Below are 13,184 nucleotides of genomic sequence, written 5' to 3' on the forward strand. Positions count from 1 at the left end.
TGATCTGGTCTTGGGTCAGCACGATGGTAGGTGCTTGGTTAGGGGTAGCTTGAGCTACTTGGGCCACCAGACCTTTTAACTGCTCTAAGGCGCTGGCCTGAGCTGCGTTAACCGGTTTAGCTTGCTGCAACATTTGCATTAATTGCATTACTGACGAATTTTGAGCGCCAACGTTATTGGCTTGTCCTGCGTCTTTCATTGCTTTAGCAAGCGATTGGGTAATTAATTGGCTTTGTTGTGGATCGATATTTTGACTATTTAAACCTAGTCCGTTTGGTACATTAAGGCTTGATAAGGAACCAGATGAATCTATTTCATTGACACCATTACCGCCATTGAGTAATGAACCATTTACTGTTGGCAGGGTTAAGGTAGGGTTGATAAGGCCCTGAGCAGCTAGCTGAGCTGCCAATAGCTGCATAGGATCGGTAATTTTTGCAGATTCTTTCGCTTGACCAGCAAATTGTGGCAAATTTTGCATATTCAAAATGCCTAATTCTGCTTTAGGGCTTGCTGATTTATCAGAATTTGATCGCCCATCCATGCGTGCTACTAATTTTTGGTTCAAGGATGCTAGGAAAGTGTCAAAACCAGCAGGCATAGCAGCGCCACCGGCAAGACTACCCGGTTGAGCAATAGCCTCAGTGAAGGGGCTATTTACTGCTTGCATCTGTATTTGACTAACTGTTGGCATGCATTCTCCAAAAGGAACACTACCAACTATGCATCTTTCGTGCCAGATTTGAAACTTAGCCGCGCTGAGAAGTTATCTTCAAATTGATTAAGCTCTGCTTTAGCCTGTTTTCTTTTGGCTTCTAGGTGCATTTTGTCTACTAATTTAGATAGTCCACGGGTACGCATTCTGGCTAAAGTGGCTATTTTTAGGGTTTCCTCAGAGGCCTTTGCCATGCCCTGAATTTGTCCATCCATCTCAATAGCACTGTGAAGTAACTTCTCTCTAAAGGCGTTGGCATCCTGAATAAATGCTACTGAGGATCCACCTTTACCACCAGCAAGAAGCTGAGTCTCATAATCTTTGGCATAGTCAAGCACTTGATCTTTAAAGGCTTTTTGCTGATTTACCTGACTGGCAACACGTTTTGCCCGTGCCATAGCCTGATCTTCCCGTATTTTGGCTAAGCGATGAAGAAGTTCAATGGCATTCATAAGCTTTGTAGATTGGGAGGGCTAATTTCAGCTAACAAAGTCTCGGTTTGAGCAATGGGAACGGCTACATCAGCATCTTGCTGCAAAAAAGCTTGAATTTTGGGCCAAGCTTGCAAAGCGGCATCTAACTCTGGATCACTTCCGGCGATATATGCACCCATCGAGACCAAATCTCTACCTCGCATATACCGGCTGTATAACTGCTTCATTCTTCTAGCAGATAGCAGATGCTCTTTTGATACTACTTTTGGCATCACCCGCGAAATCGATTTCTCAACATCGATCGCTGGATAGTGCCCACTATCGGCCAACTCTCTAGAAAGGAAAAAGTGTCCGTCCAAGATACCGCGGGCGGTATCAGCAACCGGATCATTGGTGTCATCACCTTCTAGTAATACAGTATAAAAAGCAGTAATCGAGCCATCGGGGTTGGCACCGTTTCCAACTCTCTCTACTAACTCTGGCATACGTGCAAATACGCTCGGAGGATAGCCTCGTGCTACAGGAGCCTCCCCTAAGCTCAAACCAATTTCACGCAATGCCATTGCATAACGAGTCAGCGAATCAACAATCAAAACAACGTGCTTACCTTGATCTCGAAACCAGATCGCCACATCAGTAGCGTATGACGCTCCTTTCGAGCGCGCTAATGGCGAAGCATCTGCAGGCGCTGCAACGACAACTGCGCGCTGAAAGGATTCTGGACCTAAGGTATCCTCACAAAACTCCCGGACTTCACGACCGCGTTCACCAACTAGACCAATCACGATCACATCAGCAATGCAATTGCGCGCAAGCATTCCCAATAAAACACTTTTACCGACGCCAGAGCCGGCAAAGATTCCGACGCGTTGACCACGGCCCACCGTTAATAAACCATTAACCGCTTGAATACCAACATCCAAAGGCTCATGAATGGGCGTTCGATCTAAAGGATTTAACATTCTTTGAATGATGGGTGAAAATTGTTTTTCACCATATCCTTTACCATCGATAGGTCGACCCAAGCCATCGACGACTCTACCAAGCAAACTCTCACCAATCGTCAAGGGCTCACCGACACTACTAGAGATGTATCCTGCCCCAGAATTAAATGGAGTATTTGCTGGATACACCAATGCGCCCGGAGAAATATTTTCCATCGCATCAATTGGCATCAAATAGGTAATTGCGCCATTAAAGCCTATGCATTCTGCATCGTAAGTCTTACCACCTAACTCCGATAGGATAGTAGCGCCAGATCCAATACTCATTGGCAAGCCTTCAACCTCTAAAACAATTCCGGAGACGCGCTTTAATTTTCCCTCTCGAATAGAGTAAGGTGTTTGCATCAAGTGTTGGCGACGCAACTCTAACTGACTTGCCAATTCTTCAGGTTGCAACACGCTCACTCTAGCTACACCTTATCATCGGGATTGATTGGATGATCATGGTCAGGATCTATTTCAAAATCTCTTTGAGCATCCATTTCAGATTCGCTATTGGTATTGTCTGCAAACTCATGGCTATGATGGTCATCATCTTCTGTTTCAGATTGATCGTGAAGTGGTGCCTCATCAATGAATTTATTCTCCACAAGTTCTGGTGTAATTTTTTGATCAAGCACTTTGTTATCTTGCACAACTGGGTTATCCAAACCTAAAGCTGTCCTCACTAGTGCCATGCGTGCCTCAAGCCCAACATCAATGCGAGCACCACTGACCTCGACATAAGCATGCCCTGGACGGACATCAGCATCTATTAAAATTGTGCAATTAAATGGCAAGCCTGGATCCTCAACAATCTTTCTCCAGGTTTCCACCTCTTCAGAACGTAAGCGCAGGTAGAGATTTTCACCGGGCCGCGGCAAACGCATCAACGCCTCTTGCACCGCCATCACAAAGGGGGCACGCTCCATTGAGCTATTTGCACTTAAACGAGAGGCAATTTCAAAACTAAACTGAGTTAAAGGCGCAGCAATTGCTTCAGGCATTCCACTAAGCGACTCTAAAAGTTGTCCCAACGCATTTTGCAAACGCAGTGTCTCTTGCTCTGCATCTTGGTACCCAGCTTTATATCCCTCGTCATATCCAGCAGTCTTGCCCTCGTCATAACCAGCTGTTCGCCCCTCTACAAAACCTTCATTGGAACCAAGTTCATAGGCTTCTTCATAAGCGTCATGACGAATCGCTTCGACTTCTTCAACGGTGGGGTAAGGAATCGGCGCCACCTTCGGCGGCTTAGGAGGTTTAGGAGGATCAAAAGAGGGAGGCTCCCATCGCGTTAGCAAGGAGTCCTCATCAGAGGAAGGCATCAGCGGACTTACCTCTCTCCATATTGACTCGACCTTCCTCGCTCAAGGCACGGGCAATTGCAATAACATCTTTCTGAGCTGTCTCAACTTCAACAACCTTAACAGGGGGTCTTGTTTCAAGATCTTCACGCACAGTATCCGCAGAGCGCTTGGCCATATTCTTGAAGATTTTTTCGCGCAACTTCGGACTTGCACCTTTTAATGCAATGATCAATGTTTCCTGCGGAACCTCTGTCATGAGAGTCTGCAAAGAACGATCTTCAAGCTCCAAGAAGTCTTCAAAGACAAACATCTTTTCCTGAATCGCATCGGCCAAGTCACTGTTGTATTTTCGGATATTTTCCAAGGCCTGTTTATCCAAACCACCAGATAGATTGTTCAAAATCTCCGCAGTAGGCACTACACCACCCACGCTGCTGCGGCGGAAGTCTGAGTCTGGACCAGCTGAACGAGACATGACCTCGTTCAATTCTTTCAGAGCTGCAGGTTGGACTTTTTCCAACAGAGCAATACGCAAAATGAGTTCGTTGCGTAATTCATCCTCAAACAACTTAAGCAACGCTGAGGCCTGAGTCGGATCTAAGAACACCATCACCGTCGCAATAATTTGTGGATGCTCATTTTTAATGAGCTCGTAGAGCACATCAGATTCCATGCGTTTGAGAGTTTCGATACCAGACATATCAAGCGTATTCTCAAGGCGGCCCAGTAGATCTGAAGCGCCCTCTGCACCCATTGCCTTGGTGAGCATGTTTTGCATGAAGTCATCGGTATCAAATGCAACTTGCGTATTGTTAGCGGTGACATCTTTAAATTGTCGCAAAACCTCAAGCACTAAATCTCTACTTAAAGAACGCACAACGGCCATCTTTCCAGAGAGGCGTTGCACTTCAAATGGCGTCATACCTCGCATCACATTGGCTGCAGACTCGGCGCCAACAGCCAATAGAACTACCGCAGCACGAGAAGCGCCATCCAAGTCATCAAAGGAGATTGTTCCACCAGCAGGCGCAGCTTTCACGCCCTCTTTAAGTGCCTCTGCTATTGATAGCGTTTTTTCTACGGGAGCTTCATCAGCCAAAACAGATTCTCCTCATATTAACCGGCAGGTGCAGCAGCTTCAGCTGCGCCTGCATTTTGCTTAGCCGCATCTTCCGACAGCCACTCTTTGAAAATTGCAGAAACGGCGCGAGGATTATTTTCCACAAAGTCCTTAGCGTACTGGAGTAGCTCTTCATACTCCTGCTTCTTCTCCTCATCGATCCGTTTTTTCTCTTCCTCAGACCGTTTACGCTCTTCCTCAGCTCTGGCACGTTCTTCCTCTTCAGCAGCGCGCTGACGTTCGCGCAACAATTCCACTTCCATACGACGCTTTTCACGCGCCCGAGGATCCATCTGCGCCATCTCCGCTTTAATCTTCTCGTCAAACTCTTCCTCAATACGCTGCTCTTCCAATACCTCGTCCTTTTTCGGAGGAAAGAGCAATGGACGCACCACGCCAAAAAACATGAGGGCAAGCGAACCTAGAATAATTGCGAACTTAAAAAATTCTTTACTTAATTCAATGACCCCAGCTTGTTTATAAAATGGTGGTTCGTCACTGACCTCAACCTTAAATGGGATATTGGCAACACTGACACTGTCGCCACGCTTTTCGGAAAAACCTACGGCATCCCTGACCAAATTATTAATTTGGTCAAGTTCTTTCGCGTTATAGGGAATCGGCTTACGGGGATTGCCCTCCTTGTCCACGCCAGGGGGCTGTTTATAATTCACCACAACCCCAGCGGAGACTCTTCTGACTTGACCTTTTTCAGACTTAATTCTCTGAATGGCGCGATCAAGCTCATAATTAATCGTTGCATCTTTCTTAATATTGCTAGCACTCGAGCCTGAACTCGTAGGAGGTGCATTGAGATTTTGGGGTCCTGCCGCGCCACCAGCTGCTTGAGTATTAATTGGTGCCTGCCCAGCCCCTGGTGCTTGATTGGTGAGAGCTCCTGGGACACCTGAAGTAGTCGAACTTGGCGTGGCAGCCTCATTCGTTTGCTGACTGCGAATTGACGATTGATTCGGTGGCGAGTTGCGACCAAAGGTTTCTTCAGTTCTTTCTAGCTCACCAAAATCCATATCCACTGTTACCTGAGCTCGGACATTTTCTTTACCAGTAACAGGTTCTAAAATCGCTTGCACCCGCTTTGATAGGGCACCTTCAAGCTCTGCAACATACTTCAGTTGAGTGCTATCCAAGCCGGCAAGTCGCTGAGCATTAGGCGCAAGCAAACTGCCTTCTGAATCGACTATCGTGACATTGGCTGGTCCTAGGTTTGGAACCGAAGAACCTACTAAATTCGTAATTGCTGCTACTTGCTGAGGGTCTAAAAAACGTCCAGGATGCATTGTCACAATGACAGAAGCAGTGGGCTTTTCCTGCTCGCGCATAAAAGCCGTTTGCTTAGGAATAGCCAGCATGACCCGAGCAGACTTTACTTGCGCAAGAGAGCTGATGCTGCGAGCCAACTCACCCTCTAAACCACGCTGATAATTAACCTGCTCAACAAACTGGCTGGTTCCCATTTTTTGGTTTTCCAGCAGTTCAAAACCAACATTGCCGGCCTTTGGCAGTCCTTGACCCGCTAAACGAAGACGGGTCTCATACACAGCCGATTCAGGTACCAAAATCGCTGCCCCGCCTTCGGTAAATTTGTAAGGCACGTTCATCTGCTGCAAAGCCGCTACGATGGCAGCCCCGTCGCGCTCATTGATGCTTGAGAACAAAATACGGTAGTCGTCTTTACTTCTTCCGGAAATCGATACAAAGACCATGACGGCTATTACTAAAAATACTGCCGCATACAGAATTAGGCGCTGCTGAGCGTTGAGGGCCTTAAAACGATTTTGTAAGCCCATCAAACTTTGAGGGAGTACCATTCCGCCACCGCTGGGGTTGCCAACAGGAGTTGCTGAGGTGGAGCTACCAACAGAGCCAATATTGACTACTGCCGCTTCTCGTTCACTTTCCTGTATTCCCGGTTGCGTTTCTTCACTCAATTTTGATAAATTCCGTCATGTCAGGGGAAATTCTGAAAATAATAATATCACTATATGTAGAACATTTTTGCCTATTTTGCCTAAATATTGATATCCTTAAGCCATAATTGGCAAAAAGAGGCAAATATTGCCTTCAAACTACACCCCCCTAAAAAATCCTTATTTGAGCCCAAACACTAGCAAATCGCCTTCTCAACAAGACTCATTAGATGCTACCAAACATCTTGAGGAGGCTTTTGCGATTTTTTATGCGGAATCTCAAAAACTAGAAGCCCAACAAACGGCACTTCAGGAAAAGATCAATCAACTTAGCAGCGAACTTCAAAAATCAAATCAACGCTTAGCGATCCTCTTAAACGCCATTCCAGCGGGAGTCATCTTGCTGGAAAACGACATCGTTTCATTGCATAACCCTGCAGTACTCAGCTTTCTTCCCCAATTAAAAGCAGGGGCCACCTTTGAAATTCCAAGCGATTGGCAAGCCTCTATCACACCAGGGGAATATCTCATTACCCAAAAGGGCGCCCAAAAACGCATCCAAAAAACCGTACAAGTCGTTCGGATCAACGAAGGCCCGCGTAGCTTTATTCAGATACAAGATATCACTGCTAACATTTTGCGGCACGAAGAAACGCAACGAGAAAATCGATTGGCGGCAATGGGGCGCATGGCTGCTGGTATAGCGCATCAATTTCGAACGCCTCTGGCAACTGCTTTGCTATATGCATCACATCTTTGTGACGGTCAGATCAACGCTGACACCTCCAAGGAATTTGCCGATCGCTTGCGTAAACAATTATTGGATTTAGAAAAGCTCTCTCAAGATATGCTGCGTTTTATTTCGAATAAACCGAATAAAACTACGTTGATAAATGCGAATCAAATTATTGAAGATGCCCAAGCGAGTATTCAGTTTCTCTTTGAAGCCAAGCAAGTTAATTTATCTGTCACGGCCAAGGATATAAATAATGTCCATCTATTAGTAGAGCCCAAAGCAATCTCCAATGCCATCGTTGCCATTCTCGAAAATGCATTAGCAGTTTCTAAAGCAAATGAAACCGTCAGCATACTAGCGACAAGTGATCAACAAACCCTAACCATTACGATTTCTGATCAAGGGCCAGGTATCGCCAAGGAAATGCTCAAATCCTTATTTGAACCCTTCTCCACTACCAGCGCAAATGGCACTGGACTTGGTCTTTCGATTGCAAAAAATATCATTGAGAGCTTTCGCGGCAGCATCAGTGCTGAGAACTCTAAACAAGGTGCGGTCTTCCAGATCAACCTTCCCTATTCCCAACCTTCCATAAACCATTAAGTCAGATAACTTTTATGCGTGCCAATGAACCACAACCCTTTCCAGTGATTTTGATCGAAGATGATGATGATCTCAGAGAGGCGATTGCCGTTACTTTGCGGATGAATATGATCGACTTTGTGACTCACCAAAAAGCGGAGACGGTCATTCCATTATTGCGCCCAGATCTGAAAACGGTTTTAGTAACGGATTACAAATTACCCGGAATGACAGGATTAGATTTACTCAAGATTGCTCAAAAAGAATGTCCTGATCTTCCTGTGGTGATCATGACTGCCTTTGCCGATGCCAAGTTGGCTGTAGAAGCTCTGCGTGCTGGCGCAAGGGATTTTCTAATTAAGCCCTTTGTGCCGCAACAGCTCATTGACATCATTGCGCGCTATCAGCCAGAATCGATTAAGGCAAACACGGTGTTGACTCCTACTAAGGACACACCACTTGTAGGTTCTGAAATACGTACACCTGAGCATCAATTAATTGCTGCCGATCCTGAGACTATTGCTACATTTGCTCGCTGCGAGAGAGTAGCTGCAACAGATACGAGCGTCTTGGTCACGGGCCAATCTGGGGTTGGCAAAGAGTTGGTAGCCCGTCACATCCATCTGCATTCCAAAAGATCAAACGGCCCCTATGTAGCAATTAACTGCGCTGCGATTCCAGATACCTTACTTGAATCCATTTTATTTGGACATGAAAAAGGCTCCTTTACTGGTGCCACCAAAGCTCAAACTGGTAAATTTGAGCAAGCCCATAAAGGCACGCTTTTTTTAGATGAAATTGGCGAAATGCCAGCTTCTTTGCAAGCCAAGCTATTGCGAGTGTTACAAGACAAAATGATAGAAAGAATCGGCTCTACTGAATTAATTCAAGCTGATGTCAGGGTTATTGCAGCAACCAACCGCAATCTTCAGGAGCAAGTCAAAAGTGGCAAGTTTCGGGAGGACCTCTACTTTCGATTGGCTGTATTCCCGATCCACGTAGCCGAACTTTCTAAACGTCCACTAGACATATTGCCGCTAGCCGATTTCTTTTTATCCCGCTACCGCCTCAATATTGGTCGAGATCAGCTCTGCTTGAGCGAAGGGGCAAAAAAACTACTACAAGCTTATTCTTGGCCAGGAAATGTTCGGGAACTAGAAAATATTATCCAAAGATCCGTATTACTAGCTGATGGTGATGAAATCTTGGCAGAGGACTTGGAGCTAGAGGCTGTAGGCGTTCATTTTTCAGAAATGGCAAAAAGTGCCGCTAAGGAGTTGCCACCTGAGGTCAATGGGACCAGCAATATGGCTGTAGATGGTGCTTTAGATGCCTCAAAAAGTGGCACAAATATTGCATCAGATATAGATGAACTTGCTCAAGATATTGATTCAATAGAACGTGAGCATATTCTGAAAGTTTTGGCCAAAGTTGATGGAAACAGAACCAAAGCTGTAGAAATATTGGGGATTTCAGCAAGAGCGCTGCGCTACAAGCTTAAATCCTACAAAGAGGCTGGCTTTATTAACGATTGATTTTGTTGGATAATATGGACATGAGTACTCCGAACGTAGATGCCATGATTTCCCGGATGCAAGCACTTGCTGCTGCAGCCAGTGGGAAACCTGTCGCTACAGATGCCCAAGGTTCTAATGGGGTTGATTTCTCTGCCATCCTGAAAAATGCCATTGAGAACGTCAATACAGCCCAAAATAGCGCACAAGCAAAAGCTCAGTCATTTTCTACTGGGGCATCTGATACCTCATTGGAAGATGTCATCGTCTCTTTACAAAAAGCCAATCTTTCACTGCAAGGCATGATTGCAGTTCGAAATAAGCTGGTTGACGCTTATAAAGAAGTGACCAATCTGCAAGTTTAAGATTTAGTATTTGCTTAATCTGGTTTCTTGCCTTTCCCGCATGACAGCATTCTGATTTAGCCTCTTGGCTTAAAACCTGTTTTTGCCATGGTTAAATTAGTCTTGCGTTGGTCTTTCAAGTGTTTTGCCATCTAACTCATAGGCCCAAGCAAGTACTTCTGCTACTGCGGCATATAGTTTTGGCGGCACTAATTCATTTAATTTAAGTTGCATTAAAAACTCTACCAATTCAGGTTCTATTTTGGTCGGAATTCCCATTTCTTTTGCTTTAGCCAAAATAGCCTCGGCAATGAAACCTTCGCCTTGCCCTGTAATACGGGGGGCAGCACTATTCATCTCATATTTGAGTGCAACTGCTTTGAGCGTCTTTTTTTCTTCCATCGGCTTATACCTCCGCTTGACCCAGACTCACCCGAGTTTCAGGATCAATATGCGTATGCAATTGCTCTTCTAAATTCGAAAAGGCTTTAGATAGACTTGCTTGCGCAGATGCACCTGCCTGAATGACTAACTGCAGGCTTTCACCAAACTGCGTGCCAATAATTTTTAAGGGGCCAAGATTAGGCAAGCCTACTTCTAAGGTAATTCGAGAACCCTTCTCTAATTGACTTGGTTGACTAGGGTCCGAGCGCCAGGCATCTTCACGATAAAGGCGACCTTGTACATTGGGCATTAATTGACCTTGCCACAATAAATCGCCACGCAAGAGTAGACGTACGGAATCTTGAACCATTGGCGCATTACTGGATAATTGAGCGATGAGCTCACTAGCCTGCTGATGATCGCCGGGTGGGACAAATGAATTGCTAATATCATCAGCGTTGCCAGCAGGAAACAATATTTTCTTTAATTGATCTGCAGCAAAAATACCGGAAGCTTGTAAGCTTTGATACAGAGCGCCCATCATTGCCTTAGGATCTTGGGTATTTAAGTGCCCCACATCTATCGCTGGCCAACTAACTACCACATTATTGGACGGATTTAAGCTGGCTTGTTGGCGTGAACTTGGTACCGATTCTGGTACGTCAGCAACTAAGATGTCAGAGAGTAGTTGACCCAAAGCAGCGCTACCCAAACTATCGATCTTGCTAAGATTCTCGGATATTAAATTGCTTAAGTTAGCCTGTGAGAGTTGAGTCGGCAAACTAGAATTTTGCGTAGCAAGGTTTGATATTTCTAACAATACCGCTTGCTGAACACTGGGCTCTCCAGACTCGAGCATGGTCTTTAGTTCTGCCAGATTACCGTTTTGCAAAGCAGTTCTGACTGCATTTCCAGCAGGAGATTCGCCGACTGGCATTGGCATGTTAAGGGCAATGCGCGGATCTATTGCACTCAGACTTTCTATAACGGATGGTGCTGTAGGCGGAGTAACTAAGTCATTTTTACGAAGATCCACCATTGGACTGACGGATAAGTTTGAAGGAATTGGTATTGGCACTCCACCTCCCTTGCTAAATTCAATATTTAGGGATCAACACCTAAGAGCTTGCCGCGCTCACTTTTCTACAGAACGATTGTCTAACTTGATCTAACCCGCTTGGCTAAGGTTAACACTATTGGGGGAGAGCTCAACCCAAGCCTCATAGAGTGGGGTCAGCGTATTAATCACGTCTTGCACCTTCTCCGGTGAGCGGCCCACCCTTGCATTTAATAGTTCTTGCATAGACCAGACATAAATAGCACTCAGGTTATGGGCAACATCTTTGCCTTTTTCGTAGTCTAAGCAACCAAGCAAACCTTGCTGAATCAAATCACTGGCTTTGATAAAGTACTCAATTCCTAATTTGCCTTTTTCAAGCTCCTGCTTAGCGAGCTTTAAATGATCAAATATTCGTTGATGAATTAACACAATGAGTTCACGAGCATCGCCACCCAAGACTGCAGTCATCGTCTCATTTTCTGCGTACCTAAAGGCTGCTTTTCTTGACATTATCTCGCTATCCACACAGAGTTTTAAGATTCATTATTTGTTATTTTGACCATTTGTCAAACCGCTTAATGCGCTAGTGAGTGAGTTACTAGTATTGTTTAATTGGAATAATAGTGCATTTAATGCTGAGTACTGAGCAGTGTAACTTGTCTGCTTTTGATCTAGCACCAATTGCAATGCAACCTCTTTTTTATTCAAATCATCGATATTACTTTGCTCATTCTTAATCATCTGATCAAAAGCGCCTGCTAATGTCTGTGTACCAGCTTGTGTCGTTGAAGTTGTTACCTTTAATAAAGAAGTGAGATAGGTATCCAAGTTAACGTCAGTGGTGTTTTTACTGATTTCAGCGCCCGTAACAGGATCTCTAACGACATAGGTTTGATAGCCAACCTTGATTCCTGAAGCTAAAATTGCTGAAGCATTACTAACCGCATTATAAGTAGTGGCATTAAATTTAGCCGTTCCGTCATATTGCATTTCAAAGCCCAGCTCACCCAGACTGATGTTGCTTGACGTACCGCCCAAAGTGTAGTGTATGTCGCCAGCCAGCATTGATTTAATTTGATTTAAAAAATTTAAGGCTGTCGGAGTATTAGCCAAAGAACCGTCAGTGGTAACACCGCTAGAAGAGCCAGCTCTTGCACTCAATTTTTTCGCAGTGGTGACTAGGTCATTAAAAGCATCAACCAGACTTTGCATGACTTGGGGAGCTTTATCAGCTCCTGGATCGACGCTAATCGTTTGAGATGTTGCGCTTGCCTTCACTAAATTGATGGTGACGCCAGATAGCGCATCAGTAATGCTATTAGTTTTTCTGGTGTAAGACACGCCATCAAGGGTAAAGGTAGCATCTTGCGCACTCACAACTGTTGGGGCAACGGGGGATCCTGGAGTTCCCCCCAGACCATTTACTGACCCACCACCTGAAGCAGTATGAGAGAACGAGATCGTATTATCAGATCCCGGCTTGGTTCCCTGGATTTTGAGAGCATAGTTCGATCCTGATGTTGGGACAATACTGGCGCTCAGATTATCCCCCGTGGCATTGATCCAATTTTTTAGGTCATCAATCGTGGTAGTTGCCATCGTTACGCCCGTTGGGGGAGTATAGGTGTAAGACCTCGATCCAATGGAGATTGAAAAGGTATCACCTGCTGCTAATCCAGCATTGGCGGTAGTCGAGCCAAACTGATCAAATGTTATCTGACCAGGCTGAGCAACCTGGCTTACTAAAATATCGTGGCGCCCTTGAACAGCGCCAGTCGAGTTCGTAATTTGGACCACCGTCTGATCTGAACTAGAAGACACCAACGAAGATAAAGCAGTTGGATCTTGCAAATTTTCTAATGCAGTTTGGAAGCTTGCAACTTTGCTTTTTAATGTGCCTAAGTCGCTGATGAGGGTAGTCTTACTAGTAATGTTATTTTTGAGCGTTGTCATTGGCACTTGTTCAGATGCCATTAATTGCGAAACGATACTAGCCACGTCGATACTAGCAGTACCAGAACTGGTGCTTGAGGATGTGGTGGAAATCGACATATCTACCTATTTAATCAACGCG

General features: G+C 45.2%; 13 protein-coding genes. 3 read left to right on the top strand and 10 right to left on the bottom strand.

Going from position 1 to position 13,184, the window contains the following annotated elements:
• The 6 genes from ICV38_RS07115 to fliF all read right to left on the bottom strand — a co-directional run.
• Positions 1 to 694: hypothetical protein (locus tag ICV38_RS07115; RefSeq protein ID WP_215378701.1), on the bottom strand; the 694-nt coding region annotated here is incomplete at its 3' end.
• A gap of 26 nt (positions 695 to 720) precedes the next feature.
• Entirely contained in the window at positions 721 to 1,167 is a 447-nt protein-coding gene (locus ICV38_RS07120; RefSeq protein ID WP_215378703.1) for a flagellar export protein FliJ, read from the bottom strand.
• Positions 1,164 to 2,558, bottom strand: coding sequence for a FliI/YscN family ATPase (locus ICV38_RS07125; RefSeq protein WP_215378711.1), 1,395 nt, complete (start codon positions 2,556 to 2,558; stop codon positions 1,164 to 1,166). The genes ICV38_RS07120 and ICV38_RS07125 overlap by 4 nt, the downstream gene beginning before the upstream one ends.
• Positions 2,559 to 2,563: 5 nt before the next feature.
• On the bottom strand, positions 2,564 to 3,460 hold the full coding sequence (locus tag ICV38_RS07130) for a FliH/SctL family protein (protein WP_215378713.1): 897 nt from the start codon (positions 3,458 to 3,460) through the stop codon (positions 2,564 to 2,566).
• Entirely contained in the window at positions 3,447 to 4,541 is a 1,095-nt protein-coding gene (gene fliG, locus ICV38_RS07135) for a flagellar motor switch protein FliG (RefSeq protein WP_215378715.1), read from the bottom strand. Before fliG ends, ICV38_RS07130 begins: the two co-directional genes overlap by 14 nt.
• A gap of 17 nt (positions 4,542 to 4,558) precedes the next feature.
• Positions 4,559 to 6,511 (bottom strand): flagellar basal-body MS-ring/collar protein FliF, encoded by a 1,953-nt coding sequence (gene fliF, locus ICV38_RS07140; protein ID WP_215378717.1) that lies wholly within the window; start codon positions 6,509 to 6,511, stop codon positions 4,559 to 4,561.
• Between the two features lie 163 nt (positions 6,512 to 6,674).
• Between fliF and ICV38_RS07145 the strand changes: the two genes are divergently transcribed.
• The 3 genes from ICV38_RS07145 to fliE are packed head-to-tail and all read left to right on the top strand — an operon-like array spanning position 6,675 to position 9,687.
• Positions 6,675 to 7,829 carry a PAS domain-containing sensor histidine kinase gene (locus ICV38_RS07145; protein ID WP_215378719.1) on the top strand — a complete coding sequence of 385 codons (1,155 nt, stop codon included), beginning with the start codon at positions 6,675 to 6,677 and terminating at the stop codon, positions 7,827 to 7,829.
• Between the two features lie 14 nt (positions 7,830 to 7,843).
• A complete protein-coding gene (locus ICV38_RS07150) occupies positions 7,844 to 9,343 on the top strand; it encodes a sigma-54 dependent transcriptional regulator (RefSeq protein ID WP_215378721.1) in 1,500 nt (499 codons plus the stop codon).
• 20 nt (positions 9,344 to 9,363) lie between these two features.
• Positions 9,364 to 9,687, top strand: coding sequence for a flagellar hook-basal body complex protein FliE (fliE, locus tag ICV38_RS07155; RefSeq protein WP_215378722.1), 324 nt, complete (start codon positions 9,364 to 9,366; stop codon positions 9,685 to 9,687).
• Between the two features lie 96 nt (positions 9,688 to 9,783).
• Here the strand turns inward: fliE and ICV38_RS07160 are convergent, their stop codons facing one another.
• The 4 genes from ICV38_RS07160 to fliD form a co-directional block, all read right to left on the bottom strand.
• Positions 9,784 to 10,068 (bottom strand): EscU/YscU/HrcU family type III secretion system export apparatus switch protein, encoded by a 285-nt coding sequence (locus ICV38_RS07160; protein ID WP_215378724.1) that lies wholly within the window; start codon positions 10,066 to 10,068, stop codon positions 9,784 to 9,786.
• A 4-nt stretch (positions 10,069 to 10,072) separates the two neighbouring features.
• Positions 10,073 to 11,128 carry a hypothetical protein gene (locus tag ICV38_RS07165; RefSeq protein WP_215378726.1) on the bottom strand — a complete coding sequence of 352 codons (1,056 nt, stop codon included), beginning with the start codon at positions 11,126 to 11,128 and terminating at the stop codon, positions 10,073 to 10,075.
• 90 nt (positions 11,129 to 11,218) lie between these two features.
• Entirely contained in the window at positions 11,219 to 11,620 is a 402-nt protein-coding gene (locus tag ICV38_RS07170; RefSeq protein WP_215378728.1) for a flagellar protein FliS, read from the bottom strand.
• Between the two features lie 33 nt (positions 11,621 to 11,653).
• The gene (gene fliD / locus ICV38_RS07175) at positions 11,654 to 13,162 is read right to left on the bottom strand and encodes a flagellar filament capping protein FliD (protein WP_215378736.1); all 1,509 of its coding nucleotides are present in this window, start codon (positions 13,160 to 13,162) and stop codon (positions 11,654 to 11,656) included.
• Positions 13,163 to 13,184: the final 22 nt, after the last annotated feature.

Source organism: Polynucleobacter sp. MG-6-Vaara-E2, from assembly GCF_018687695.1.
GTDB lineage: Bacteria > Pseudomonadota > Gammaproteobacteria > Burkholderiales > Burkholderiaceae > Polynucleobacter.